The sequence below is a fragment of the Pseudomonas sp. GW-45 genome (assembly GCF_056896675.1).
In genome coordinates, this window is sequence record NZ_CM167674.1 from 1,946,417 (window position 1) to 1,973,238 (window position 26,822).

Consider the following 26,822-nt stretch of genomic DNA (forward strand, 5'->3'; position numbering starts at 1 on the left):
TGCAAGACAACAGGCCCAGGCCAATAAGAAGCAAGGAAAAGTCATGCCCGTCCTCGCGCCCGCACTGCGCAACCTCTGCCACTACTCGATAATCGCCAGTCTGGCATTGATGGCACTGCCAGCTATCGCAGCACCCCGCCCCAATATTCTGGTAATCGTCGCCGACGACATGGGCTTCAGTGATGCCGGCGCTTATGGCGGTGAGATCAACACTCCCCACATTGACGCTCTAGCCGCTGCCGGCATGCAGTTCACCAACTTTCACGTATCTGCCACCTGCTCTCCCACGCGCGGCATGTTGATGACCGGCGTAACCAACCATTTGGTCGGTATGGGCAACATGAAAGAGATCATGGCCGAAAACCAAAAGGGCAAACCCGGCTACGAGACCTGGCTGAACGACAGCGTGGTCACCTTGCCCTCCTTACTACAGGATGCGGGATACAACACCTACATGGCCGGCAAGTGGCATTTAGGCATGCGCGCCGAAAGCCAGCCCATCGCCCGCGGCTTCAAACACTCATTCGCGCTGATGGAAAGCGGCGCAGATAACTGGGAAGCAAAACATTACTTGCCGGGCGGTAGCGCTACCTGGATTGAAGACGGCAAACAGGTTTCTCTCCCCGACGACTTTTACTCCTCGTTCACCTACGCCGACAAACTCATCAGCTATATAGACGAGGGTCACGACGAGGGTCGTCCGTTCTTCGGTTACCTGGCATTTCAGGCGGTGCATGCGCCGCATCAGGTGCCAGAGGAATACATTGAGCGCTATCGAGACAAGTACGACGCCGGCTGGGATGCGATCCGCCAGCAGCGTTATACACGTCAACTGCAATCTGGCTTGCTGCCCGACACCGGCGAGCAAGCCGTCACTGATGACTGGGGCACCTTCTATACAACTCCCTATATCGAGTGGGACGCGCTCAGCGAAGAAGAAAAAGCCTATCGTTCACGGCAAATGGCTGTGTTCGCCGGCATGGCTGAGGCCATGGACCAAAGCATCGGCAAGGTCATTAAATACCTGAAAGACAGCGGCCAGTACGACAACACGTTGATCATATTCATGAGCGACAACGGCGGCGAGTCCACCGTATTACGCGAGGTCGCGCCGCTGTTTTATCGCCTACGGTACAACACCGATAGAGAAGCCTTGGGTGCCAAGGGTAGTTACAGCGAGTACGGTCCCGGCTGGGCATACGCCTCTAATACGCCCTTTTATTCCTATAAGGGTTCGCCTTTCAGCGGCGGCATGCGTGTGCCCTTCATCGTCAGTCAACCGGGTAAGATCGAGCCAGGCTCACGCAGCAATAGCTTTGGTTTCGTTACAGACATTACACCAACATTGCTGGAAGCTGCCGATGTTGCCGCGCCACAGGGCGAATACCGTGGCCGCAAGGTACACGAGATCATGGGCACCAGCATGTTGCCGCTGCTGCGCGGTGAAACCGAGCGTATTCATGACCCAGAGCACATCACCGTGTATGAACTGGCCGGTGGTATCGCTGTATGGCAAGGCGATTACAAACTAGTCACCTCCAAAACCAAAGCCATTCCCGCACGCAAAGGCATGCAGCTGTTTAACACGCAAAATGACCCGCTTGAGCGGCATAACCTGGCAGAACAAATGCCGGAAAAAGCCGCAGAGCTGTATGCCGCCTATGAAGATTACGTCAAACGCTACAACGTGATTGAGGTACCGGAAGATTACCGCGCTTGGGAGCAGGTCAAGATCAATGGCCGCGAAAACTTCATTGCCGAACACCGCAGCGCGTTGTTCGCCATTGCACTGATCATACTAGTGATCCTTGGGCTGTTGATTCGCTTGATGCTCAATCGGCGTCACAGCTAAGCACCCTATCGGCAGAATGGTCTCGCTCCTGCAGGATCACAGGCCATTCTGAGCAGCAGCGGCATGCAATGCAGGTTTTGAAGTCACTCCAGATGATCGTGGGGCAGCAGCTGTCCATCACGCCTCGCATGGCGAGCCACGTAAGCCGTCAATAATTTCTCACCTTCCCCCCTACAGTCAAAAAGTGTCAATAGTTCCCGCTTCTGATGACTGGCTCACAGCCCGCACCGCTTGAGATCTTTACAATGCTTCGCCATCGACTGACCCCTTAGCCGACGCTCATCTGTGTTTTAAGCACGTAGCCTGCAGCAGCTAAGGGGGGGCACTGCTCACCAAAAGAATCAATATAAAAGGAACAATGGATGTTCTCCCCAGCCAACGAAGCCGCCTTTACCCTGCACATCGACGGTGCCGACCACGACTTCAAGGTACTGGCCTTCACCGGAACCGAGGCGCTCAATCAGCCGTTCGCCTTCGAACTGGAGCTGATCAGCGAACGCCCGGACATTGACCTGGCCTCACTGCTGCACCACACAGCCTATCTCGACATGGGCCCAGGTGCCGGCATCCATGGCTTTATCGACCGCCTCGCCCAAGGCGAAGCCGGCAAACGCCTCACCCGCTACCACCTCTGCCTGCGCCCCCAGCTTAGCTATTTGGCGCACAGAACCAATCAACGCATCTTCCAGCACATCACGGTTCAAGCCATCATCAGCCGCCTGCTGGAAGAACACGGCATTCAGGGCGACGCCTACCGTTTTCAACTCAACGCCACTTACCCTGAACGCGACTACTGCACCCAATACGACGAGACCGACCTTCACTTTATCCAGCGCCTGTGTGAAGAAGAAGGCATTCACTACCACTTTGAACACAGCCAAACAGGTCACATCATTGTCTTCGGCGACGACCAAACCACCTTCCCGCAGCTACAAAAAATCGGCTACAGCCAGGGCACCGGTCTGGTTGCCGATCAACCGGTGGTCAAACGCTTCGGCCTAAGAGTCGAAACCCGCCCCAGCCGCGTCACGCGCCGTGACTACGACTTTGAAAAGCCACGGCTGTTGATGGAAGCGGCTTACAAAGCCGAAATCAGTTCAGATCAAAACCAAGAGAATCAAAACCAACAAGCACAGCAAAACCACCAGCCCGATCTGGAAGACTACGACTACCCCGGCCGTTTCACCGACCGCGAGCGCGGCAAGCAGCTCAGCCAGATCAACCTCGAACGCCACCGCGCCGAACAGCAACTGGCCGATGGCAGCAGCGACCAACCGCAACTGCGCACGGGCCACTTTATGCCGCTCACCGGCCACCCGCGCGGCGACTGGAATGACCTCTGGCTACTCACCGAGATTCAGCACGAAGGCAAACAGCCGCAAGTGCTCGAAGAAGGCGTTACCAGCGATACCAAAGAAAGTGATGGCTTCACCCAAGGCTACCGCAACCACTTCAAGGCCACGCCCTGGCAGATCATCTGGCGCCAGCAACTCAACGACAAAAAGCCCAAAATACTGGGCAGCCAAAGCGCCGTGGTTACCGGCCCACAGGGCGAAGAGATTCACTGCGACCGGTACGGCCGTATCAAAGTGCAATTCCACTGGGACCGCGAAGGCCAAGCCGACGACAAAACCAGTTGCTGGCTCCGTGTCGCCTCCAGCTGGGCCGGCGACCGCTACGGCGGCATCGCCATCCCAAGAGTCGGCATGGAAGTACTCATCACCTTCCTCGAAGGCGACCCCGACCAACCGCTGGTCACCGGTTGCCTGTACCACAAGGAACACGAAGTCCCGTACGCACTGCCCGCCCACAAAACCCGCAGCGTGTTCAAAACCCTCAGCAGCCCCGGCGGCGGTGGTTACAACGAACTGCGCATTGAGGATAAGAAAGGCGAAGAACAGATCTACCTGCACGCGCAAAAGGACTGGGACGAGAGCATAGAGAACAACCAAACCATCCGCGTGGGCAACGAACGCCACGACACGGTCGAGGCCAACAGCTACAGCGAGTTCAAGGCCGAAGAACACCACACCACCCACAGCGATCGCAAAACCGAAATCAAAGCTAACGACCACCTGACCGTCGGCACTGGCCAGCATGTCAAAATCGGCACTGCGCAGCTAACCCAAGCCGGCAACGAAATCCACTATCACGCCGGTGACAAAGTTGTGATCGACGCCGGCATGGAGGTGACCGCCAAGGGCGGCGGCTCCTTCCTGAAGCTTGACCCTAGTGGCATTAGCCTGGGGGGAGCGATGTTGAAGATTAATTCGGGCGGTTCACCGGGCGGTGGTAGTGGTCTGGCAATCAAGCTGCCAGGGCTTCCCGGTCTTGCAGATAGCGATGCAGCAGGAAGTTTGTTAGCGCAGGCTCTTATAGGCGAAGGCCTGCCGTTTGATCCACTCACTACGCCCGATGTCCGGTTTAATATTCGACTATCCGACCGGCCTGGTAAGGATGGCCTCGCTCTCTCTGGTGCGAAATGGCGAATTGTTCGAATGAGCCAACCCACCTGGAAGAAGCTTGGACAAGTATCTCAGGAAGATACATTAGCCAGCGGCGAGGCAGATGATCAGGGAATAGTTTCCCTCAGTGACAGCGACCAGAAGAAGTTATCGGTTGAATATGCAAAGTACCCGGGCAAGCTCTGGCTGACCTACCCCGGCCAGTGCGTTTCACTGCGCTTTCATTTGGAAGGTGATTGGACGGAGGAGCAAAAACAGGCATTTGCGGTTGCAAGCATGGATTTCAGCGCTACTGCACACTCTAACTTACAACTGCCAGATGCCGCCCACGATAAACAAAGCGCTATGGACAGCTGGTCGCTCGCCGACGCCGCACAGCTCTACGGCAAGCTGAAGGAGTTTTTAGTATGACCGATATGAATGGAATCAAGGCGAAAGAGCTCAACCAGATCAACACTCAGGACGGCGAAGCACTCTGCGCAACATCGGCTCCGGACTGGTTCATCGCACAGAAAGGTCGTCTGGGTGAAGCTTTCGCTCCACCACGGCCAGGCAACGACATCAAGTTTTTCACTACCGGCTCCGATTACTTTAAAGATGTCGCTCAAGCGATAAAAAGTGCCAAGAAGTCCGTTTTCATTACCGGTTGGCAGATTAACTACGAAGTACGCCTCGACGGCGATACGCGTTTATGGGACTGCCTGCACGAAGCAACTCGCAATGAGAATGCGCCAGACATCTATCTCATGCCCTGGCTCTCTCCCAAAGCAGGGGTAGATACCGGTGATATGGAAACCATGCTGGCCGCCTTCAACCTCAACGCCGGATTAGCTCAGCGCAAAGTCTGGTGCATGCCTGCTATTCAGCAGAGCGATATGGGTAACCTTGGAACCTTTTTCTCTCACCACCAGAAAGCCGTCGTGATCGATAACGAGATCGCCTACGTTGGTGGTATCGATCTGGCTTATGGCCGCCGTGACGACAACAATTTCCGCTTGGCGGCTGGTGACCGCCAAGCACGAGAGCTCTATAACCCCTGCATACCACCCTTGTCTGAAATTGAGAGTCACAAGCAGTATCCCTATATAACGTCTGCAGAACTGATCGGCGCAGCACTAATGCGTGGAGACGGCATCAGCAAAGCGCAACGCGCTATTGGCTGGGCGTCCGATAACCGAATGTTCAATGCCTTGCGCGGTACAGGAAAAGAACTTGGCGAATGGGTGAGCGATCAAGGCAAAGACCTGCTACGTTTCTTTGGCGCCGGCGCAGCAGATACGACTGGGGGCGTTATCGAAATTGCAAAGTTCGTTAACAACCAACTCACACCTGCCAACATAGCGCTTTGGAAAAGCACCTTGAAACAGTGGCAGTATTCACTCAATGCAGCGCTTCAAGAGCTGGATCAAGAAACCGACACCTTTGCAGGTACCAGCCAAGGTTTGAACGACCTGCGCCTGCAAGCACGCGAGATCAATGGCTCAATAGTTAATTGGTTGGCCCGCGCAGAGCAGGCAGGTGCATTAACACCAACGCAGCTACAAAATCTTACGAACCAGGCCGAGACCATTCAAGCTAAGGTTGAAAGCTGGATAACCCAAGCCCTGGAGCTGACTCCAACCGCACAAGTCCAGAGCGCTACACTAAATGGCCACATCGCCTCATTAAAGGCTCAAGTTGATGAATGGACAGCGCGAGTCACGCCGGAGCTGAATGCACTTGAAAGCGAGTTATCGCGCTGGGCGAAACAAACCATCGAATCCGGGCAAGCAATCAGCAACGATCTGCTCACCCGGGGTACCGAGCTGGTCAACCTGTGGACGCAGCAGTCTGGGCTTGGGGCTTTTTACGCCTGGCTGAACAACACGCCTACTCCCATCATTACTGCAAACGCGCTCAAAGAGTTTGACGGGCTAGCCACGCCTTTTTTGCTGTATCTGCACTCCGTACTCGACCGGATGGCCGACAGTCAGAAATCAGAACCTTACAGCTATCTAGCCGACCGAAATACAAGGCTGTTGCCCGTCAGCGGCATGACAATAGACCCAAAAAAGCAGCCGCGCATGCCCTGGCATGATGTACACATGCGCCTGGAGGGAACGGCCGTATACGATATATCTCGCAACTTTGTAGCCCGCTGGAACAGTATCCAGGCGCGTTACGATGGAAAGCAGCAGCAAATGCCGGCCGTGCTGGCGCATGCACTAAGTCTCGTGAGTGATGATCTTGAGCCCGTTCCGTTCCAACCCCACTACCTTCCCGAACCAGCGCCAGTAGAGGCCAAAGGCAGCATTACTGCGCAGGTTCTGCGCAGTGCCCCTTTCCGCCTCCTTCAGGAAGAGCATCAGGGCAAGGGCGGCCTAGGCGCGGTTCCACAGAGCCGTCAAGCCAATTGCCAGCAAGCCATGCTGCAGGCCATATCGGGCGCTCAGCATTTCATTTATATCGAGAATCAATTTTTCCAGAGTGATTTTGGGGCAAGTAGTCCGAGTAGCCAAGAGGCCCCTGACGCGGTAACCGGCCCCATGGATAGCCTCATGATTGCTAAAGGGCTGCCTGGCTATGAGCAGTACGCTCAGAGACTGCGTTTGGATGAACTGGAAGAGAATCCAGCCAATCTACACAAGATCAACTATTTCGAACTGGCAAAAATGATTCGCAGTGGTGAAGCAGAGCCCTTCACGCGCGGCTTGATTCAGGTGCTCAGTAACCAAAGCGCAATGGAAGCGCTGCGCGCTATACAAGAGCCCCAGGCCGCGATACTCAATGACCTGGCCGGCGCCATAGCGGAACGCATAGAGAAAGCCATCGATATGGGCGAGAGCTTTCATGTCTATATGGTACTGCCCGTTCATCCAGAAGGGCCCCTTAACATGCTAACCCTGATGACTCAGGTGCACCTGACCATGCAAACGCTCTCGCTCGGTGAGAATAGTCTGATTGATCGAATTCAATGGGCCATGGCAATAAAGGGTTTTATGGACAGAGGGATGACTGAGCAAGGAGCAAAAAAGCAGGCTCTTCTGGAGAGCTCTGATGAGGTGCCCGTCTATAAGCAACAGAACTGGCAACAGTATTTGACTCTGCTCAACCTGCGTACTTGGGACATGTTTGGTGGCTATCCAGTCACGGAGCAGATTTACGTGCATAGCAAGTTATTGATAGCTGATGACCGTGTTGCGGTTATTGGTAGCGCCAATATAAATGACCGGAGCCAACTGGGTGACCGTGACTCGGAACTGGCTGTGGTTGTTTCCGGTGGCGCCACCAACACTGAATTCATTGACGGCCACTGCAACTACCCCGTGTGTAATTCGGTCCAGCAGCTGCGTATGGATTTATGGCGCAAACTGTTCGGATTGGAAATCAGCCATCCGGAAGTCAAGGTCAAGCCGGCCAGTCAACTGGAAACGACCCTCACACAACCCGCTGCCGCTGAAAGCTGGCACTCAATTCAAGCCCAAGCGGCAGAAAATACAAAATTCTACCAAGCCGCGTTTCCTTTCATACCACGCAATGGCGCGTCTATCTGGCCTACTTGGGAGAAAATGGTTACTGCGCGCACAACGCCAAATACGCCCGAAGAAGAGCTGGATACTTATATGCCATTTGACGAAGGTTTTTGGAAGTATCCAACGATGGCAGCTGTGCCAAACGAAATAAAAGGCTTTATTACCGCTCTGCCTATTAACTGGACGCAAAGCGAGTACAACGACTCCACTGCGAACCTGTCTATCCTAGCGTTGATAGAACCACAGCTTTTCTCTGGTCAAGGCGTCGCCACCGTTGCTTACAATCCCCGAGCCCAGAACAACATAGGGACCACCTGATGCGTTTAGCACCCTTCTCCTTTTTACTACTGCCCGCCGTAGTATTTGCTGAAACTGCAGCGCCTGACAGGTATCAAACGCCAGAAGGCTGGCGTACTGAATGTTTGGGCCGCTCACAATTTGACATGCCGGCTACAGCGGTTTGGCAACTTCAGATCCCTTACGGTGATACCGTCGATTATGCAGCGACCGATCCTTGGGCTAAGCGCAGTCTTGATTATGGCACCGACCCAGGTAATGGTATTTACAAATTTGTTCGCATTCGAGTTAGCGCGGAAACCACTCGCGAGGCCTATGAGCATGCATCACGCGTTGAGCTACCAAACGAGACAAAGGCGAAAATACGGGTGCTTGAAAATAGTATTAAAGAAAAAGAGGATCGGTTTGACTCTTTGAATGATGACATGAAAAAACATGTCGAAGAACTAACGGCGCTAGAGGCAGAATATAAAAAATACCGGGAAATGATCGCTGAAATAACAATAGTTCAGTCAGTGATCGATTTCTTTGAAGAAGAGGGCCGCCCCACCGAAGAGCTAGAAGAAGAGCTAGCCGGCTACGAGAAGCAAATAGCGGCCTTGCCCACAGATGAACGTTATGAGAAAGAGCGCGCTTTTGAACTTGGTATTCCCGATGCTGCCGGCGCTTGGCACCCAGACAGGATGGTGGCAGTGTTATGGCGTAACAACCGGATTTTTCATTTCGAGTTTGGCCCCAAGAACGGAAAATACGACAGCTCGATTGAGGCAATCGAGCCTGCGGCGCGCGACCTGCTGGCACGTTTTCGCCCCCGCGAGGCCTTCGAGATACCGACAGAACCCGGGGTTTGTGTGCCGTTTGGCTTTATTGCTGATGACGGCACTGAAAACTACTACGCGGGATTTTCCTGGCATGTAAAAAGCACACCCTACGTGCTGAATAGTCTGACTCTAAGCAACTCAGCTACAGATGCAATCGAGCTGCTACCCATGCTCACTAAACGGCTGATGGGCAACCCTTTCCCGGCCGCCCTGGTTGCGACCAACATAGGCCCCCGCCGCATCGATATCGGCAACAGCCGCGGCACCCTGACTGGTCGCAGTCTGCAAGCCATCGATCCCGATGGCGACCGGCTCTCGGCGCATGCGCAGTACAACCTCAACGCTGGCGCGGTAGCCGGCAAATACACGCCCACCCTCCTCTATAAGCTACAAACCTACGCCAACGACGAGCCACCGCCGCCCGTAGAGCAAGCCGAAGCTGATGTGCTGAATTTTATGAAAAGCTTCCGACCACTGCCTGGAATGCAGGCGCTTTACGAGGCTGCAGAAAACCAGCAGTGAGCGCCTATTTTTCACAAGGACTGTGTATGAACACGCTGGCAAAGCTCGTTACCTTCTGTCTGCTGCTAACCTCCACATTTACTGCAGCCGATGCCCCGCACAAAGAATGTCTTGGACGGCTAAGTTTTAACGTTCCAGAAAGCGTCGAGTGGGCCACCTTCTCTAAGGACTATACCCTCCGCATATCACAGGGAGGAGGGCATGGTTTTGGTTTAAAGGTGGGGGCTGACGGTGATAACGCTACCTACGGCGAGTTCGGCGCGGCCATCTACGTCAGCGATGAAGTGGATAGGTCCATGCTGGATGACGTGTATGGTTACAGAAGAGGAACCAGCATCCTCCACCAAGACTACCTGAAAGAAGAATTGGAGACTGAAAAGCGATTAGTAAAGCAGTTTGAAAGGGACAACGATCCAGAAAGTGCTGCCATATGGAGAAAGCAGATCGAGAAAACCAGAGAAAAGATTTCTCTTGCCCTCCCCACAGTCCACGACCTCGGCATCCCCGACGCCTACTTTGTGGGCTCCGCTTCAGCCCCCGCCGAAGCCTACATTTACCGTAATAATCGCGTTTACGCCTTTTTTATGCGTACAGCCTACGCTCAGGGCAAGGGCAAAGAAGCTATGCTGGATATGATGTCGCGTTTTCGGCCGCGTGAGCTTTACGAGGTGCCGACTGAAAGCGGTGTATGCATACCCTACGGTTTTATTGCCGATGACGGCAAAGCGGACTATTCCGTTAAAAACAGCCTGCGCTTCACCGCTACCCCCAACGTGGTATTCAGCATAGTCACCGCCTCCGCCAACGACCCCTGGGATACACATCCAAAAACAGGCACCTACGATACTGACTACCGCCCTGGCTACGATGCCCAGAAGTGGACCTTTAAACGCTTTGTGGAACCAACCTATATCGGTCCTCACCTGGCCGGAATGGACGGCTGGCGGCTCGACCCTAAACCCGATTCGGGTGAACAGGAGCGCGGCTGGTTTGGCTTGGCAAAAACCGGCGGCATACTCAGCCCGCTGGTTGCTGTGCAGGTATTTACCTTCCAAAAAGGCATCGACGACCTGACCGAGTTCACTCCGCCGCCAGAGGATGTTTTGCCACGCTGGAAGGCGCTCAGTGAAACCATAGAGGTCAGGAATGATTAGCCACAAGTGACTTCCAACCACATGTGATGTAACGCAATCAGCAACGCCCATAGAGCCCCATTCCGCCAATGATTGGCGCTATTGAGCGTTGGTCACGCAGGTTAAGGTGCTCCATCAAACAATGGAGCATCGAGCATGCAATTGGCAAAAGCCTTCTATGACGTGGGTCTTTTCAGCAACCAGTCCGCCGCCCAAAAGCAGTTCTGGCAGGAGCGTGTGGGCTTGCCGTTTGATCACAGTTTGAAGCTGGGCGGCGGCGTTTTGCAGCACCGTCATCAAGCAGGCGATGCAGTGCTCAAACTCAACGATGCGCGCGACCCTTTGCCTAACGCTGAACACAACTCCATAGACGAATTGCTGGTCGCCATCCCCACGCAGAATGGGCCCGATCTGCTGACCGATCCCGATGGCAACCGTATCCGGCTCGTGCCTGAAGGTTATCGCGGAATCCAGGGCTTAGCCGTACAACTGAAAGTAGTCGACGTGGCGCGGACGGAGGCTTTCTATTGCGGCGTGCTGGGTATGCAGCGAGTGGAAGAAGGCTTGTTGAGCTGCGGTGATACCCGTTTGCTGCTGGTACCGGGCGCAAGCTCAGTAGATGCCGACGCGCCATTAGCGGCGACTGGCTTGCGTTACATCACCTTGCAGGTGTTTGACTGTGACGCGACCTATGCCAGCGCTCTCAGCGCGGGAGCCACTTCAGGTCGCGAACCGGTGACCTTAGGTAGCACAGCGCGGATTTGTTTTATTCGCGATCCGGACGGCACCTGGATCGAGCTGTCCGAGCGTGCCTCCGTAACGGGCAAAGCAGTATAAATCAACCGCAGAGGTAGGTGCCGGTGCCCACAGCAATCAGGGTGCCGTCGTTGGAGTGCAATTCGGAGCGCACTACGCCCACTTTGTTGCCCGAGCGCAACAGCGAAGAGGTACAAATAAAGTGCTCGCCCCGTCCAGGACGCAGATAGTCGACGCGCAGATCGATGGTCCCCAACTTGGCCAAACGAATCATGCGTTCTTGCACGCTGAGGTGCGCATGACGCTCGAATGCGCCGATCAACGCCATAGCGCCACCGCACACATCCAGCAGCGAGGAAATCGCACCGCCGTGCAAGATGCCTTGGGTAAAGTTGCCGATCAGATCTGGGCGCATTGGCAAGCTCATAGCCACACAATCGCTACGCAGGGTATCTATCTCAATACCCAGCAAACGGTTAAAAGGAATCCGATTGAAAAAGCCCTCTACGGCCTGAGTCAATTCAGCGGGTAGTTCCGTGGAGGTCGGTTGGGGCGTTGCAAGGGAGACCATGTTGTTTTTATCTCTTAAACGTTACACAAGACCAAACCGTGCCTCAATTACGCTTGCAGTGCCAGCTTGGTAAGCCGTCCGTCCGCTAATTGGCCATTTAGTCCTATCGCCGAGTCAAAGTACTCCGCGTGAGACAACCTCAGCCTGGGGTGAGAACCACTTGAGTTTATCGTGCAGGCTGACGACTTCGCCGACGATAACCAGCGTGGGCGGCGTAATAGGTGTGCGCGCGACCAACTCCGGCATGCTTTCCAGCGTGCCTATCAGTACTTTTTGATTGCTGGTGGTACCCTGTTGCACCAAGGCAACCGGCGTAGCCGCTGCGCGGCCATGTTGAATCAAGCCATTACAGATCTCGGTCAAGCCCACCAGGCCCATGTAAAACACCAGGGTTTGGCCTGGCGCCACGAGATCGGCCCAGGCTAGATTGGTCGAGCCGTCTTTCAGATGCCCGGTGACGAAACGCACTGATTGCGCATAATCACGGTGTGTGAGGGGAATCCCCGCATAGGCCGAGCAGCCATTGGCGGCGGTAATGCCCGGCACCACCTGAAAGGGTATGCCATTGGCCGCCAACTCTTCGATTTCTTCGCCACCACGTCCAAATATGAAGGGATCTCCGCCCTTCAACCGCAGTACACGCTTACCTTCTTTCGCGAGACGCACCAGCAGCTGGTTTATCTCTTCTTGCGGCACAGCATGGTTTGCCCGCGCCTTGCCAACGTAAATGCGGTCTGCGTCTCGCCGGCATAAATCAATGATCGCCGGCGCCACCAAGCGATCGTGCAGCACCACATCAGCCTGCTGCATCAAGCGCAAAGCACGAAAGGTCAGTAAATCCGGATCGCCAGGGCCGGCACCCACCAGATAGACTTCGCCCTGATAGCGCTTGCCGCTCTGATCGCCTAGCTGCTGCAGTAGGAGTTCTGCGGCCTCTTCATCACGGCCGGAGAATACCCGTTCCGCCACGTCACCCTGAAAGATATTCTCCCAGAACACCCGACGTTGATTGATCGACGGAAATGTCTCTTTTACCTGTTGGCGGAAGCGCTTGGCTAGCTGCGCCAAACGACCGTAAGCGCTGGGGAATAGGGTTTCAATGCGCGCACGTGTAAGCCGCGCCAAAACCGGTGCATGGCTGCCGCTCGACACGGCAATCACCAGCGGCGAGCGATCCACAATGGCGGGAAAGATAACGGTACACAGATGCGGCGCATCAACCGCATTGATCGGAATATTGCGCGCCTGCGCGTCGGCAGAGACTTGCGCATTCAGCGCTTCGTCATCGGTCGCGGCTATCACCAGCACCGCACCGTTCAGATCATCAACGTGGTAACCACGCAGCTGACAGGCGCCACCACCCTGCTCCACCAACTGCTGTAGCTGCGGCTCAATAGCGGGCGCGACTACGGCAAGTTTGGCGCCTGCTTCGGACAACAGCCGCGCCTTGCGCAGTGCTATTTCGCCACCGCCAATAACCAGTACCCGGCGTTCGCGCAGGTTGTGAAACAGGGGTAGAAATTCCATACAACGACCTCATAAGCGAGAAACACGCAGCCTCAGCGTTGTTGATGCAAAGGCACGCGAGCGACGCGCGCCTTATGAACAGCAATCAGGCAATGCGCTCGATGCCGCCCATGTAGCCACGCAGCGCAGTCGGGATGGCGATACTGCCGTCGGCTTGCTGATAGTTCTCCAGAATCGCTACCAGAGTGCGGCCCACGGCCAGGCCAGAGCCATTCAAGGTATGTACCAGCTCAGGCTTACCGGTTTCCGGGTTGCGCCAGCGGGCCTGCATACGACGCGCCTGGAAGTCGCCACAGTTGGAGCAAGAGGAAATTTCGCGATACTTACCCTGGCTTGGCACCCACACTTCAAGATCGTAGGTTTTAACGGCGCTGAAGCCCATATCACCGGTGCACAACGCCAAGGTCCGGTAAGGTAATTCCAGACGCTGCAGCACGTCTTCAGCGTGGCCGGTCAAGGCTTCAAGTGCGGCATCAGACTCCTCGGGGCGAACCACCTGAACCATCTCGACCTTGTCGAACTGATGCTGGCGAATCATGCCACGGGTATCCCGCCCGGCCGAGCCTGCTTCGCTGCGGAAGCAAGGCGTGTGCGCTGTGAACTTAATCGGTAGCTGATCTGCTGCAATGATGCTCTGGCTGATGATGTTGGTCAGCGATACTTCTGCAGTGGGAATCAAATACAAGTCGCGCTGATCTTCACCACGCACGATTTTGAACAGATCCTCTTCGAACTTGGGCAGCTGGCCGGTGCCCTGCAATGCGTCAGCATGCACCAGATAAGGCGTGTAGACCTCCTCATAGCCGTGCTCGTTGATATGCAGATCGAGCATGAACTGCGCGAGCGCACGATGCAGCCGAGCAATCGGCCCACGCATGATGGCGAAACGTGCTCCGGAGAGCTTGGCCGCTGTTTCAAAATCGAGATAACCGTGTTGCTCGCCCAAGGCGACGTGATCTTGTACATTAAAGTCGAACTCGCGCGGCGTACCCCAGCGGCGGATTTCAACGTTATCGTCTTCATCCTTACCCACAGGCACATCATCGGCCGGCAGGTTCGGAATACCCATCATCAGGGTGTCCAGCTCCAGCTGGATCGCGTCCAGTTGCTGCTTGGCCTCGCTCAGTTCGGTACCCATGCGATCGACATCCGCCAGCAGCGGCTGAATATCTTCACCGCGTGCCTTGGCCTGGCCAATCGACTTGGAGCGACTATTGCGCTCAGCCTGCAGGGTTTCCGTGCGGGTTTGCACGTCCTTGCGACGTGACTCCAGCGATTCCAGCTGCTGCAGATCAAGGGTATAGCCACGGGTTGCCAGACGCTCGGCAACCAGCTGGGATTGGGTACGAACCAGTTTTGAATCAAGCATGGGTAATCATCTTCAACAGTAGTCAGTTAACAGCTTGTGCCGAACGAACGCTTAACGCGTCAGCGACAAACCGGCCCAGGTGGCGAGCAGACCAATGCACACACTGAGCAAAATATAGGTTATAGCCAGCAGCCCTTCGCCGTTTTCCAACAGCCGCAAGGTATCCAACGAAAAAGTCGAAAAGGTGGTGAAAGCTCCTAAAAAGCCGACCATCAAGGTCTGCCGCAACAACGGTGATAACTCCGGGCGCTGCAACCAAAGCCCGTAAAGTATACCGATCAACAAGCAACCCAACAGATTGACGATCAGGGTGGGTAGCGGGAAGGCTTTGGGCCAATGTTGCATGCTCCACTGCGCCACGCCAAAGCGGCTCAGAGCGCCGAGCGCACCGCCAAAGGCTACCGCTAACATCATTTTAATCATCTGCCGGCTTCCTTCTTTTCTTTACGCTGGCATGGTCCAGATGCCGCAGGTGCTGCATTTTTTGACCGATTTTCAATTCAAGCCCGCGTGGCACCGGCTGATAATATTCCCGTGGCTCCAGCGCCTCAGGGAAGTAGTCTTCACCCGCCGCATAGGCTTCGGGCTCGGTGTGCGCGTAGCGATAACCTTCGCTGTAGCCCAGCTCTTTCATCAATTTGGTGGGCGCGTTACGCAAATGCAGCGGCACCTCGTGCGACGGCTGGCTGGCCACGTCACGCATAGCCGCATTGTAGGCATTGTACACAGCGTTGCTTTTCGGCGCACAGGCCAGATAACTGATGGCTTGCGCCACCGCCAACTCACCTTCAGGGCTGCCGAGCCGCTCCTGCACATCCCAGGCATTCAGCGCCAACGTTAAGGCGCGCGGATCGGCGTTGCCGATGTCCTCACTGGCCATACGCACGACGCGGCGGGCGATATATAACGGATCGCAGCCGCCGTCGATCATCCGTGCGAACCAGTAAATCGACGCATCCGGATTGGAGCCGCGTACGGATTTGTGTAAAGCGGATATCTGATCGTAAAAAGCCTCGCCGCCTTTATCGAAACGACGACGCGTGTCATTCAAAAGCTCGCTGACCAGCTCCATATCAATGGTGCCACCCTCTTCGACCAGGTCGGCGGCAATTTCCAGCAAGTTCAGCAAACGGCGGGCGTCGCCGTCGGCAGCGTCGAGCAGGATGCGACGTGCCTGAGGCTCCAGGCTTAGCTGGTGCTGCCCAAGCCCTCGCTCGACGTCACTGAGCGCACGGTCCAGCAAGGCATCCAGCGCTTCTTCATCCAGCGACTTAAGCACATAAACGCGCGCTCTGGAGAGCAAGGCGTTGTTCAACTCGAACGAGGGGTTTTCTGTCGTGGCGCCAATAAACAAGAGTGTGCCGTCTTCTACATAGGGCAAAAAAGCATCTTGCTGGGCTTTATTGAAACGATGCACTTCATCAACAAAGAGAATAGTTTGGCAGCCATTGAGACTGAACTGCTGACGCGCCAGATCAACCGCATTGCGGATATCCTTAACGCCCGCTAACACCGCCGAGATAGTCTCGAAATGAGCATCAACCAGGGTGGCGATCAGCCGAGCCAGCGTAGTCTTACCCACGCCCGGCGGCCCCCAAAAAATCATCGAATGCAGTGCACCTTGTTCCAGCGCCACACGCAATGGACGACCAGCACCCAGTATGTGGGCCTGACCGGCGTATTCGTCGAGGTTCTTGGGTCGCATGCGCGCCGCCAGCGGCTGCTGCGGCGCCGGTGCAGCGAAAAGGCTGCCGCTACTCACTGATAACATCAACCCCGTCAGGAACGGTAAAATTAAACTGACTGGCATCTACAGGCTGGTTCAGTTTTACGCCTTGAAACAGGATATTGGTGCGCTGACCGATGGGGTCATTCAGCTGCATGTCGTTGATCACTCCACCACGGAAAGACAACCGCAGCGTCTCGAACATGCTGTCACTGGCTTTGGGCGAAAGCACGAAGTCATCGACCGCGCTGCCCTCTTTCCAGCTGATGCTGAAATTTTCCGCCAGGGCGCTGACATCGCCCGACAACAGCAATGCAGGGGTATGCGTTAAACGTTGATCGAGTTTCTGAATAGTGACCTGCTCCAGGTCCGGATCATACAGCCAGATCTTTTCGCCATTCGAAACCAAAACTTGCTCCAGCGGAGCATCGGTGTGCCAGCGGAACATGCCAGGGCGTTGCAGCGCTACTTGGCCAGTGGTTTCCTGCAGACTGGACCCGTTGGAGCTGAGCGTCATTTGCGAAAAGGTAGCCGACATCGTGTTGGCGGCGGACAGCAACTCGTTCAAGCGCTTGGCTGCGTTCTTCTGGTCGTTCTCCGCGGCCATTGACGGCAGCGCTAACGCGCAAGCGCACAGCAGCAAAACCGGGCCACGCAGCAGTGATTTCAAAATAGTTGGCAAGATCTATCTCCAGTTAATCGCGGACCGGCGGAGGTGCTATCACCTCACGCGAACCGTTGGTACTCATTGAGGTCACCACTCCGGCCATTTCCATAGACTCAATCATGCGAGCGGCGCGGTTATAACCAATTTTCAATTTGCGCTGTACAGAAGAGATCGAAGCGCGGCGGCTCTCAGTAACGTAACGCACTGCCTCGTCGTACAACGCATCTTCTTCACTATCATCACCGCCGCCTTCGTAGCTTCCAGCGCTGCCGGCACCATCATCGGCGCCGTCGAGAATGTCCTGGATGTAGTTTGGCGCGCCGCGCTTTTTCCATTCTTCAACCAAGCGGTGCACTTCTTCATCCGATACAAAGGCCCCATGTACACGCACCGGCAAACTGGTTCCCGGAGGCATATAGAGCATGTCACCGTGGCCCAGCAACTGCTCGGCGCCACCTTGGTCAAGAATGGTGCGCGAATCGATTTTACTGGATACCTGGAACGCCATACGCGTTGGGATATTGGCCTTGATCAGACCCGTGATCACATCTACCGAAGGACGCTGGGTGGCCAAAATCAAATGGATACCGGCAGCACGTGCTTTCTGCGCAATCCGGGCGATCAGTTCTTCGACCTTCTTGCCGACGATCATCATCATGTCGGCAAATTCATCGATTACCACTACGATCACCGGCAGCGCTTCAAGTTCCGGCGCCTCATCCTCCATGCTCTCACGCCGGTACAGCGGATCACGCAGCGGTGTGCCGGATTTCTCGGCATCTTTCACCTTGCGGTTATAGCCCGCCAGATTACGCACGCCCAGCGCGGCCATCATCTTGTAGCGACGTTCCATCTCGGCGACACACCAGCGCAGCGCATTGGCCGCCTCCTTCATGTCTGTCACCACGGGTGCCAACAAGTGCGGAATGCCTTCGTAAATCGACAGCTCCAGCATCTTCGGGTCGATCATGATCAGCCGCACTTCTTCTGGCGTGGACTTGAACAGAATGCTCAGCAACATGGCGTTCACGCCTACCGATTTACCCGAGCCAGTAGTACCGGCCACCAGCAAGTGCGGCATCTTGGCCAGATCAGCCATGACCGGATGACCGCCAATATCGTGCCCTAGTGCCAAGGTGACCGGGGATTGGGCATCATCGAACTCGCGGGTTTCCAGCACCTCAGATAGCCGAACGATCTCGCGATCTTCGTTGGGAATCTCGATACCTACCGTTGTCTTGCCCGGAATTACCTCAACGACGCGCACACTAATAACCGCTAATGAGCGCGCCAAATCTTTAGCCAAGTTAGAAATCTTGCTGACCTTAACCCCCGCCGCGGGCTGAATCTCAAAGCGGGTAATCACCGGGCCTGGCTGTACTTTCTCGACTTCCGCATCGACGCCAAAATCCTTCAGCTTGATTTCCAACAGGCGCGACATGCCTTCCAGCGACTCGGCAGAAAAGCCCTTGGTCTTCTTGCTCGCCGGATCAAGCAGCGAGATTGGCGGCAATGAGCCCGGCTCTACGCTGTCGGCAAACAACTTGGACTGCTTCTCTTTCTGCAATCGCACGCTGGATTCCGCTGGTTTGGTATCCAGCGGCACAATCTCTGGCGGCACTCGACTTTCGCGCGCAGCGGTGTATTTAGCTTGTGCTTCTTGGCGTTGTGCACGCGAGGCATCTGCTTTGCGCTGCTCATCGGCGCTGAAAGCGGGCTCCTGACGGGCAGACGGTGCCTTTGCAGGGCGATGCGCCGGTGCATCGCCCTGCACCCGCTCATCAGCTCGGCGCGAGCGCCAGCCGTTCCAGGCACGCTTGAGCAAATCGAGAAAATCCAGGGTAATGCGCCCCGTCAGGTCCATCACGCGGAACCAGGACAGGTTGGTGAATACGGTGATACCGAAAAGGAACAACGTCAGAAACAGCAAGGTGCTGCCCTGCATATTGAGAATAGGAAATGCCAGGTCACGCAGTAACTGACCTAGAACACCACCGGCACCCGCCCCTTCCGGAAAAGACTCAGGTGGCGCGCCGTGCAATGCAGCTAACGCGGTTCCCGCCAGCAGCGTCAGGAAGAATCCAATCACGCGCCAGGTAAACAACCAGCCGTTCCAGATGAAAGGCAAATGCCGCCGCTGAAACATCTGCCATACCTTCACGCCAACGATCAGCGGAAACAGAAAAGCCAGATAGCCAAGCGTCAAAAGTAAAACATCCGCGATCCAAGCACCCATGCGCCCGCCCGCGTTCTGTACGGTTACCGGTCCCGCACTGCGGGTCCAGCCGGGGTCGGCCGCGTTATAGGTGAACAGCGCCATACACAGGTACAGGCATAGGGCGATCATCGCCAACAGTGCGCCTTCACGCAGTCGCAGCGACAACTGTTCTTGCCATGCTATGGGGTGCTTCTTGGCTACGGTATCCTTCAAAACGGACGCTTCCATCGTGGTTAAGGCGATTATTGTACGGTCTCTACCAATGCTTTTCACAACCGCAGAGCATAATAGCGTTAACCATGACCCGTTATAGGCTCATCGGTTCCCGCTAACGGGTTGTCTTTCTTGATCAAGGACAATAACTTATAAGGCAATATTGATAAACCATTTGAACGACGAAACGCACCTGAGGAACTCATGGGTCAACTAACCTGGCTGGATGCAAGCAGCACCCATTTCCCGCCCGCACGGCGTGCACTGAAGTCACCCAATGGGTTGCTCGCAGCGGGCGGTGATCTGTCGCCAGCGCGCTTGCTGTCCGCTTACCGGAACGGCATCTTTCCGTGGTACGAAGCTGGCCAGCCGATTCTATGGTGGTGCCCCGACCCGCGGACCATACTCGCACCATCAGAACTGCATATCTCCCGCAGCATGCGAAAAGTCATGCGCCAGACTAGTTTCAGCGTGACCCTGGACCAGGATTTTCCTGCAGTAATGGCCGCCTGCGCTGCCCCTAGACGCGACACCGATGCGACCTGGATAACCCCCGCCATGCAAGCCGCCTACACCCGAATGCATCATCAGGGACACGCGCATTCGGTTGAAGTCTGGGAAGCAGGCGAGCTGGTGGGCGGTCTGTATGGCCTGGCGCTGGGCAGGGTGTTCTTCGGCGAGTCGATGTTCAGCATCCGCACTAACGCATCCAAAATTGCATTTATCACCTTGGCGGAGCATTTAAGCGAGTGCGACTTTGTATTAATTGACTGCCAAATGCCCACCGACCACTTATTCAGCCTCGGCGCCCGCAGCATGTCGCGGGCCGACTTCCTGCAACAACTCGCACAATCCTGCCCAGCAGACTCACCATCAAACTGGCAAGCACAGCGTTAAGCACAAACAAAATCAGCCTTTGAAGGCACTGCTCGGCGGCCCTATACTGAATTGCACTCCGCCGGGAGCCAGACCATGACAGACCTGTCTCAATTAAAGTTTTACGCCACACAGCCCCATCCCTGCAGCTATCTGCCTGGCAAACAGGCCACCACCCTGTTTCTAGATCCACAACAACCGCTGGACGTAGAAACCTACAGCGAATTATCGGATATGGGCTTTCGCCGCAGCGGCAATCATCTTTATCGGCCGCACTGCGGAGACTGTAATGCCTGTATTCCTGCCCGCGTGCCAGTTGCGGTCTTTGAGCCAAACTCGCAGCAAAAGCGCATCCTGAAGAAAAATCGCGACCTGCAGGTAGAAGAAATCAGCCCCTTCCCCAGTGATGAAATCTATGACTTATACCAGCGTTACATCTGTGCACGGCATGCCGACGGTGACATGTACCCGCCCAACCGCGATCAATTTGCTTCATTTTTAGTGAAAGACTGGCATTTCTGTCGCTTCTTCACTTTCCGCGACGCTACCAATAAGCTGCTGGCGGTGGCGGTGACCGATAAAATGGCTAACGGCATTTCGGCGGTTTATACCTTCTTCGACCCGGAAGAACACAAGCGCAGCCTGGGCCGCTTCGCTATCCTTTGGCAGATCGAGCACACTCGCAGCCTGGATATGGATGCGGTTTATCTGGGATATTGGATCAAAGACTGCCGCAAGATGAATTACAAGACCGAGTACCGCCCCGTAGAAATGCTGGTCAATCAGCGCTGGGTGCGCTTGACCTAAACCGCACCTATCTGCCCTTCACCCGGCAATTATTAAAAAAAGTCCGGCAAACTTGGCGCTTGGGCAGTTTTTCAGGCACAATTGCTCACCTTTTTTGCGGGTATTAATCTCTAAACGCCCGTCTGCGAACAAACCCAAGAGGTCATTGCTTAATGGCGAAAGAAGAAAGTATTGAAATGGAAGGCACCATCATCGACACGCTGCCGAACACCATGTTCCGTGTTGAACTGGAAAACGGCCACGTCGTGACTGCCCACATTTCAGGCAAGATGCGTAAAAACTACATCCGCATCCTCACTGGTGACAAGGTTCGCGTTGAACTGACGCCCTACGACCTGACCAAAGGTCGTATCACCTACCGCGCCCGCTAATACGGTCGCCCAGCCGGACATCCTCCTCCGCTCGGCTACAGCAACGTCTACCTCTTCGCTTCATCCGGAAAATTTTCGGGTGAGCGTTGCTGCGTCTGTAATGTAAGTATTTACAATACCCAAACTACAGGCACAAAAAACCCGCTCACCTGGAGCGGGTTTTTCGTTTAAGCATCTAGCTTAGCGGGCCATGTACTTGCCCAGCTCGTGCTTGCCGATAGCCGCGCGGTGTACTTCATCCGGGCCGTCAGCCAAACGCAAAGTACGCTGCATCGCATACATGTGCGCCAGTGGAGTATCTTCCGATACGCCAGCACCACCATGCATTTGAATCGCACGGTCAATTACGCGCAGGGCCACATTAGGAGCGACAACCTTGATCTGCGCGATCTCGCTCTTGGCAACCTTGTTACCTGCGGTGTCCATCATGTAAGCCGCGTGCAGGGTCAACAAGCGAGCCTGATTGATCTCAATGCGCGACTCAGCGATCAGGTCGATGTTGCCACCCAGCATCGCCAGGCGCTTACCGAACGCTTCACGCTCTACAGAACGCTTGCACATCAATTCCAGAGCGCGCTCTGCTGCGCCGATTGAGCGCATGCAGTGGTGAATACGGCCTGGCCCAAGGCGACCCTGAGCAATTTCAAAACCACGACCTTCACCCAGTAGCACGCTATCGTAAGGAACGCGCACGTTCTCCAGCAGGACTTCAGCGTGACCATGTGGCGCATCGTCGTAGCCAAATACTGGCAGCGGACGAATCACTTTCAGGCCAGGAGCGTCCATAGGCACCAGAATCATCGAGTGCTGCTGGTGCCGTGGGGCATCAGGATTGGTCAGACCCATGAAGATCATGACCTTGCAACGTGGGTCACAAGCACCGGAAGTCCACCACTTACGACCGTTGATTACCCACTCATCGCCTTCGCGACGGGCATTGGCTTGCATATTGGTTGCATCCGAAGAGGCAACACCTGGCTCGGTCATGCCGAAGCAGGAGCGAATTTCGCCGGCCAGCAGCGGCTTGACCCAACGTTCTTTCTGCTCATCGTTGCCGTAGCGAACGATGGTTTCCATGTTACCGGTGTCTGGAGCGCTGCAGTTGAATGCTTCTGATGCCAGACCAGAGCGGCCCATCAGCTCAGCCAGGGGTGCGTATTCGAGGTTGGTCAAACCAGCACCCAACTCGGACTCAGGCAGGAACAAGTTCCACAGACCCGCTGCGCGCGCTTTGACCTTCAGCTCTTCCACGATAGCAGTAGGCTGCCAGCGATCGCCCTCGTTAACCTGCTCGTGAAAGATGGCCTCAGCCGGAAAAACGTGCTCTTGCATGAATGCATCTACACGCTCACGCAGGTCTTTAACTTTGGGGGAATATCCGAAATCCATAATGGTTGCCTTTGGTGGTTGGGATCGACGTTGAAAATGCTAGATGACATAGCTCGATTTATCTAACCTATTTTTGTCGTGTATTAACATTCATAAGCAATATATACTTGGCCGATCCGCAGACCTGTTTGTCTCGTCATGAGCCATTTAAGTAAGGAAGTTGCGATGAACCTCAGTAAGGTCGATCTGAATCTGTTCATTGTGTTTGACGCAATCTATACAGAAGCAAACCTCACACGCGCAGGACAAATCGTTGGCATCACTCAGCCCGCGGTAAGTAACGCCCTCGCCCGCCTGCGTGAAACCTTCAATGACCCGCTGTTTGTGCGTACGGCACAGGGCATGGTGCCTACGCCTATGGCGCAGAACATCATCACCCAGGTACGTAGCGCCCTACAGCTGCTGCGCGTCTCTGTGCAGGAAAGCCGTAGCTTTCTGCCAGAGCAAGCCACCAAGACCTATCGCATCAGCATGACTGACCTCACAGAAGCCGTCATTCTGCCGCACTTGGCCGGCCGCATCCGCCGTATGGCGCCGAATATCAATATAGACAGCTTTCTGGTTAAGCGCCGGGAAACCACCAAAGAACTGGCAGCTGGCCGTCTGGACTTTGCCATTGACGCCCCACTCAACACCGATACCCAGGTGCGTCACGTTAAGCTATTTGAAGATCGCCACGTGTGCGTCATGCGCAGGGGCCATCCGCTAGCTAAAAAAGACAAAATCACGTTGGACGACTATCTGGCTCAGTCGCACATCCATATTTCCAGTCGCCGTAATGGCTTGGGGCATGTGGATCTGGCACTGGGTAAGATGGGCATACAACGCCGCGTCGTGATGCGCTCGCAGCATTATCAGATGGCGCCGTTGGTATTGGAGTCAACCGACATGGTGATGACAGTGCACGAGCGGTTCGCAGAGCGTCACGATCTACACTGGACAGTCCTGCCGATTGAAGATGTTCCGGCAATCGAGACTCACCTGTTCTGGCACGAAAGTACTGATCAGGACCCCGCTAACCGATGGATGCGTGAGCAGATTATCGATCTGTCGCAGCAGCTAAAACGCCAGCACCTCAAGGCCAAAGAAGCAGCAATTGCTCAGCTCTGAGCTCGGCGCACAATAAAAAAGGCAGCCCAAAAGAGGCTGCCTTTTTTATGTATTTCACTTCAGCTTAAATCAGTAACTATATGATATTAATTAAGAAGCTTTTTTAACATCATCATTTTCTAACTGCCACTCAGTCAGTCCTGACTCCTGCAGCAACTGCTTTGCCAACACGCCCAGTGTCATGACAGCCTGCTCGGTTGCTCGGTTCCAGGGGATGCCACAATTCAACCGCAAGCAGTGGTTAAACTGATCCGAGTTACTGAATACCACACCCGGACAAATACTAATGTTGTGTTCCAGAGCACGATTAAACAAGGTCAGAGTATTTACCCCGCCGGGCAAACTGATCCACAAGATAAACCCGCCCTTGGGCCGAGTAATCTGCGTACCTTCCGGAAAAAATTGCTGAACGGCGAGCTGGAATAGACTGAGATTTTTACAATACTCCTGCCGAATATGCCGCAGGTGGCGGTCATACCCGCCGTTTTCTAGATAGGCCGATACTGCCATCTGACTGACGCTGCAAGCTGAGAGTGTGGTGAACGTCTGCAACTTCTCAATTTGCTCTTGATAGCGCTTGGTAATCAGCCAACCTGTGCGCAAACCAGGAGAAATCGTCTTGGAGAAGCTAGAGCAATAAATCACCGTATCAGAACAATCAAAGGCTTTGAGTGCTTTGGATTGACCGTGATCGAACATCAACTCACCGTAGATATCGTCTTCGACGATAGGTAAGTTGCGCTGCGCCATCATGGCTACCAGCTTGCGCTGACGATGCTCAGGCATGGTCGCACCCATCGGGTTGCCAGCCCGCGCAGTCAACACCAGCGCCTTGATAGGCCACTGATCCAGAGCAGACTGCAGAGTTTCCAGGCTAAGCCCCGTATCCGGGTCGGATGGAATTTCTACTACCTTGAGCTCAAGCAATTCACACAACTGCACCAAGCCGTAATAACTTGGCGACTCGGTGGCAATCAGGTCGCCGGGTTTGGTTACTGCCCGCAGCGATAACTGTAACGCCTCGACGCAACCGTTGGTGATCACCACATTAGCTGGATCAATAACCGCGCCGGCGTCACGCATACGAATAGCAACCTGGCGGCGTAACGGCTCGTAACCTGGGCTAAAGGTATAGCTGAAGGCTTTCTGCGCATGAAAACGCGTCACTTTGCTCATCTGCTGATGCAGTGCGCGCAGGGGCAAGAACTCGCTAGACGGCACTGCCGCCCCCAAGGGCATCACGCCATCACGGCGCGCCTGGCGCAAAATCTCGGTAATAATGCTGCTGCGAGTAACCGCGTAAGGCGCCTCAACCTGGGCTATAGCGGGCGTCGCCGCAGTGAGTGCTGGGGTTTGGTGTACGTAATAACCGGATTGAGGCCGCGCATGAATTAAACCCTGATCTTCCAAGGTGGCATACGCTTGTAAAACAGTCGCATGGCTGACGCCTTTCTGTGTACTCAGTTTACGCACTGACGGCACCCGCTCACCCGGCTGATACACGCCGCTTTGGATGTCTTCAGCCAATTGACTGGCGATTTTCTGGTACAGCAGACTGGTCATGACGCTTGCCCTCCCGGCACTCATACTCACCACAACATGTGGGTGCCGTTACAGGCTAACCTAGATAATCAGCACCACAACAGTGACAGATACAATACAGTTGACCAGTACAGATTAGCAGCAAACAGACTGTTCTACTTTTATCCCTATTCCTCGAGCGGGATTTCAGTCGCAGGCTCGACGGCGGGTGTGAAAGGCGCCGCCCAGATACCCCGATACTTGTCCAGCAGCCTGCGGCTTTCACCTCGTTGCGCCTGCTCTTGCATGCCTATCGCAAGTGCCGACCGCAGCGCCGGCGAGTTACAGACTGAATTGTGTGAGATAGCGAAGTACAAAGGCGCATTAATGAACGAGCCTTCCAGGGTATCTAGTTGTTCATCCACACGCATTTGTTGCGCCAGTGCCAAACCTTGATAGCGCTCTAACACCACGTAATCCAACTTGCCATTGAGCAGCTTACGCAGCGCCGCCTCGCCATTCGGCTCGCGCTGCAACTTTAAGTTATCCTTGGCATAAGTATCGAAAGACAAACCAAAGCGGCTGCCTTCCTGCGCAGCGCCCTGTTTGCCACGCAGATCCTGCCAGCCGGTATACGGGAAAGCGGCGCCGCGGCGTACAAAGAAGACGCTGGGCACTTGCATGATGGGCGGATAGACGTAATCCATGCTTGCCAGTCGATCACGCGACATGAACAGACCCGCCATCACATCTATCTGGCCGCTTTCCACTGCATCCAGCGCCTTGGCGCGCGATCCCATGTTCAGCACCTCAACCGTGACGCCGCTGTCGGCCAGCGCCGCCTGCAACATCTCCACCGCCACACCGGTGAGTGCTTGGTCACCCTGCTCCGGCGCCCAAGTGATCGGCGGGTAATCCGGGTTGCCGGTCACCACAATGCGCTCGCAAGCGTTGCCGGCTGCCAGGCTACCGGCAGCACCGAGCAACAAACTGGTACCGAGCAAGTTGCGTATAACGCGAGCAACAGAGGTTGAGCGGTGGATTCGAGCATGGCGCTGGTGCATCAAGTCACTCCCTGAGAAATGAAGGCGGTTATGTC

Annotated in this window: 20 protein-coding genes; 10 read left to right on the forward strand and 10 right to left on the reverse strand. The window is 55.2% G+C overall.

Annotated elements, in window-relative coordinates; all coding sequences use genetic code 11:
- Positions 1–43 precede the first annotated feature (43 nt).
- From AC1XYH_RS08880 to AC1XYH_RS08905, 6 genes are all read left to right on the forward strand, one after another.
- Positions 44–1,852, forward strand: a complete 1,809-nt coding sequence (locus AC1XYH_RS08880) for an arylsulfatase (protein ID WP_483326220.1) — start codon at positions 44–46, stop codon at positions 1,850–1,852.
- Between the two features lie 362 nt (positions 1,853–2,214).
- The gene (locus AC1XYH_RS08885; RefSeq protein WP_483326221.1) at positions 2,215–4,728 is read left to right on the forward strand and encodes a type VI secretion system Vgr family protein; all 2,514 of its coding nucleotides are present in this window, start codon (positions 2,215–2,217) and stop codon (positions 4,726–4,728) included.
- Positions 4,725–8,147, forward strand: a complete 3,423-nt coding sequence (locus AC1XYH_RS08890) for a phospholipase D-like domain-containing protein (RefSeq protein ID WP_483326222.1) — start codon at positions 4,725–4,727, stop codon at positions 8,145–8,147. Before AC1XYH_RS08885 ends, AC1XYH_RS08890 begins: the two co-directional genes overlap by 4 nt.
- Positions 8,147–9,469, forward strand: a complete 1,323-nt coding sequence (locus AC1XYH_RS08895; protein ID WP_483326223.1) for a T6SS immunity protein Tli4 family protein — start codon at positions 8,147–8,149, stop codon at positions 9,467–9,469. The genes AC1XYH_RS08890 and AC1XYH_RS08895 overlap by 1 nt, the downstream gene beginning before the upstream one ends.
- A 26-nt stretch (positions 9,470–9,495) precedes the next feature.
- Positions 9,496–10,623: a T6SS immunity protein Tli4 family protein gene (locus tag AC1XYH_RS08900; protein WP_483326224.1), complete on the forward strand. Its 1,128-nt coding sequence runs from the start codon at positions 9,496–9,498 to the stop codon at positions 10,621–10,623.
- A 135-nt stretch (positions 10,624–10,758) separates the two neighbouring features.
- Positions 10,759–11,439, forward strand: a complete 681-nt coding sequence (locus AC1XYH_RS08905; protein ID WP_483326225.1) for a VOC family protein — start codon at positions 10,759–10,761, stop codon at positions 11,437–11,439.
- 1 nt (position 11,440) lies between these two features.
- Here the strand turns inward: AC1XYH_RS08905 and AC1XYH_RS08910 are convergent, their stop codons facing one another.
- The 7 genes from AC1XYH_RS08910 to AC1XYH_RS08940 all read right to left on the reverse strand — a co-directional run bounded on the left by AC1XYH_RS08910 (position 11,441) and on the right by AC1XYH_RS08940 (position 19,649).
- Positions 11,441–11,929, reverse strand: a complete 489-nt coding sequence (locus AC1XYH_RS08910) for a thioesterase family protein (protein WP_483326226.1) — start codon at positions 11,927–11,929, stop codon at positions 11,441–11,443.
- Positions 11,930–12,043: 114 nt separating this feature from the next.
- Entirely contained in the window at positions 12,044–13,456 is a 1,413-nt protein-coding gene (gene cysG, locus AC1XYH_RS08915) for a siroheme synthase CysG (RefSeq protein ID WP_483326227.1), read from the reverse strand.
- 85 nt (positions 13,457–13,541) lie between these two features.
- Positions 13,542–14,825 (reverse strand): serine--tRNA ligase, encoded by a 1,284-nt coding sequence (gene serS, locus AC1XYH_RS08920; RefSeq protein ID WP_483326228.1) that lies wholly within the window; start codon positions 14,823–14,825, stop codon positions 13,542–13,544.
- 51 nt (positions 14,826–14,876) lie between these two features.
- Entirely contained in the window at positions 14,877–15,248 is a 372-nt protein-coding gene (gene crcB, locus AC1XYH_RS08925) for a fluoride efflux transporter CrcB (protein WP_483326229.1), read from the reverse strand.
- Complete coding sequence (locus AC1XYH_RS08930) at positions 15,241–16,596, reverse strand: replication-associated recombination protein A (RefSeq protein WP_483326230.1); 1,356 nt, start codon at positions 16,594–16,596, stop codon at positions 15,241–15,243. Before AC1XYH_RS08930 ends, crcB begins: the two co-directional genes overlap by 8 nt.
- Positions 16,580–17,158 carry an outer membrane lipoprotein periplasmic chaperone LolA gene (gene lolA, locus AC1XYH_RS08935; protein WP_483326335.1) on the reverse strand — a complete coding sequence of 193 codons (579 nt, stop codon included), beginning with the start codon at positions 17,156–17,158 and terminating at the stop codon, positions 16,580–16,582. Before lolA ends, AC1XYH_RS08930 begins: the two co-directional genes overlap by 17 nt.
- Before the next feature lie 88 nt (positions 17,159–17,246).
- Entirely contained in the window at positions 17,247–19,649 is a 2,403-nt protein-coding gene (locus AC1XYH_RS08940; RefSeq protein ID WP_483326231.1) for a DNA translocase FtsK, read from the reverse strand.
- Between the two features lie 204 nt (positions 19,650–19,853).
- Between AC1XYH_RS08940 and aat the strand changes: the two genes are divergently transcribed.
- From aat to infA, 3 genes are all read left to right on the forward strand, one after another.
- Positions 19,854–20,546, forward strand: a complete 693-nt coding sequence (gene aat / locus AC1XYH_RS08945) for a leucyl/phenylalanyl-tRNA--protein transferase (RefSeq protein WP_483326232.1) — start codon at positions 19,854–19,856, stop codon at positions 20,544–20,546.
- A 75-nt stretch (positions 20,547–20,621) separates the two neighbouring features.
- Positions 20,622–21,332, forward strand: coding sequence for an arginyltransferase (locus tag AC1XYH_RS08950; protein WP_483326233.1), 711 nt, complete (start codon positions 20,622–20,624; stop codon positions 21,330–21,332).
- A gap of 152 nt (positions 21,333–21,484) precedes the next feature.
- The gene (infA, locus tag AC1XYH_RS08955) at positions 21,485–21,703 is read left to right on the forward strand and encodes a translation initiation factor IF-1 (protein ID WP_483326234.1); all 219 of its coding nucleotides are present in this window, start codon (positions 21,485–21,487) and stop codon (positions 21,701–21,703) included.
- Positions 21,704–21,883: 180 nt separating this feature from the next.
- Here the strand turns inward: infA and AC1XYH_RS08960 are convergent, their stop codons facing one another.
- Positions 21,884–23,092, reverse strand: coding sequence for an acyl-CoA dehydrogenase family protein (locus tag AC1XYH_RS08960; protein WP_483326235.1), 1,209 nt, complete (start codon positions 23,090–23,092; stop codon positions 21,884–21,886).
- A 165-nt stretch (positions 23,093–23,257) separates the two neighbouring features.
- Between AC1XYH_RS08960 and AC1XYH_RS08965 the strand changes: the two genes are divergently transcribed.
- Entirely contained in the window at positions 23,258–24,202 is a 945-nt protein-coding gene (locus AC1XYH_RS08965; protein WP_483326236.1) for a LysR family transcriptional regulator, read from the forward strand.
- Between the two features lie 90 nt (positions 24,203–24,292).
- On the opposite strand, the gene AC1XYH_RS08970 is transcribed toward AC1XYH_RS08965, so the two are convergent.
- Both AC1XYH_RS08970 and AC1XYH_RS08975 read right to left on the reverse strand, forming a co-directional pair.
- Positions 24,293–25,765: an aminotransferase-like domain-containing protein gene (locus AC1XYH_RS08970; protein ID WP_483326237.1), complete on the reverse strand. Its 1,473-nt coding sequence runs from the start codon at positions 25,763–25,765 to the stop codon at positions 24,293–24,295.
- A 146-nt stretch (positions 25,766–25,911) separates the two neighbouring features.
- Positions 25,912–26,787 (reverse strand): substrate-binding periplasmic protein, encoded by an 876-nt coding sequence (locus AC1XYH_RS08975; RefSeq protein WP_483326238.1) that lies wholly within the window; start codon positions 26,785–26,787, stop codon positions 25,912–25,914.
- Between the last annotated feature and the right edge of the window lie 35 nt (positions 26,788–26,822).

Bases quoted from the DNA above. Each gene is read 5' to 3' on its own strand.
- AC1XYH_RS08880 (WP_483326220.1), top strand. From the start codon at position 44: ATGCCCGTCCTCGCGCCCGCACTGCGCAACCTCTGCCACTACTCGATA.
- AC1XYH_RS08885 (WP_483326221.1), top strand. From the start codon at position 2,215: ATGTTCTCCCCAGCCAACGAAGCCGCCTTTACCCTGCACATCGACGGT.
- AC1XYH_RS08890 (WP_483326222.1), top strand. From the start codon at position 4,725: ATGACCGATATGAATGGAATCAAGGCGAAAGAGCTCAACCAGATCAAC.
- AC1XYH_RS08895 (WP_483326223.1), top strand. From the start codon at position 8,147: ATGCGTTTAGCACCCTTCTCCTTTTTACTACTGCCCGCCGTAGTATTT.
- AC1XYH_RS08900 (WP_483326224.1), top strand. From the start codon at position 9,496: ATGAACACGCTGGCAAAGCTCGTTACCTTCTGTCTGCTGCTAACCTCC.
- AC1XYH_RS08905 (WP_483326225.1), top strand. From the start codon at position 10,759: ATGCAATTGGCAAAAGCCTTCTATGACGTGGGTCTTTTCAGCAACCAG.
- AC1XYH_RS08910 (WP_483326226.1), bottom strand. From the start codon at position 11,929: ATGGTCTCCCTTGCAACGCCCCAACCGACCTCCACGGAACTACCCGCT.
- cysG (WP_483326227.1), bottom strand. From the start codon at position 13,456: ATGGAATTTCTACCCCTGTTTCACAACCTGCGCGAACGCCGGGTACTG.
- serS (WP_483326228.1), bottom strand. From the start codon at position 14,825: ATGCTTGATTCAAAACTGGTTCGTACCCAATCCCAGCTGGTTGCCGAG.
- crcB (WP_483326229.1), bottom strand. From the start codon at position 15,248: ATGATTAAAATGATGTTAGCGGTAGCCTTTGGCGGTGCGCTCGGCGCT.
- AC1XYH_RS08930 (WP_483326230.1), bottom strand. From the start codon at position 16,596: ATGTTATCAGTGAGTAGCGGCAGCCTTTTCGCTGCACCGGCGCCGCAG.
- lolA (WP_483326335.1), bottom strand. From the start codon at position 17,158: ATGGCCGCGGAGAACGACCAGAAGAACGCAGCCAAGCGCTTGAACGAG.
- aat (WP_483326232.1), top strand. From the start codon at position 19,854: ATGGGTCAACTAACCTGGCTGGATGCAAGCAGCACCCATTTCCCGCCC.
- AC1XYH_RS08950 (WP_483326233.1), top strand. From the start codon at position 20,622: ATGACAGACCTGTCTCAATTAAAGTTTTACGCCACACAGCCCCATCCC.
- infA (WP_483326234.1), top strand. From the start codon at position 21,485: ATGGCGAAAGAAGAAAGTATTGAAATGGAAGGCACCATCATCGACACG.
- AC1XYH_RS08960 (WP_483326235.1), bottom strand. From the start codon at position 23,092: ATGGATTTCGGATATTCCCCCAAAGTTAAAGACCTGCGTGAGCGTGTA.
- AC1XYH_RS08965 (WP_483326236.1), top strand. From the start codon at position 23,258: ATGAACCTCAGTAAGGTCGATCTGAATCTGTTCATTGTGTTTGACGCA.
- AC1XYH_RS08970 (WP_483326237.1), bottom strand. From the start codon at position 25,765: ATGACCAGTCTGCTGTACCAGAAAATCGCCAGTCAATTGGCTGAAGAC.
- AC1XYH_RS08975 (WP_483326238.1), bottom strand. From the start codon at position 26,787: ATGCACCAGCGCCATGCTCGAATCCACCGCTCAACCTCTGTTGCTCGC.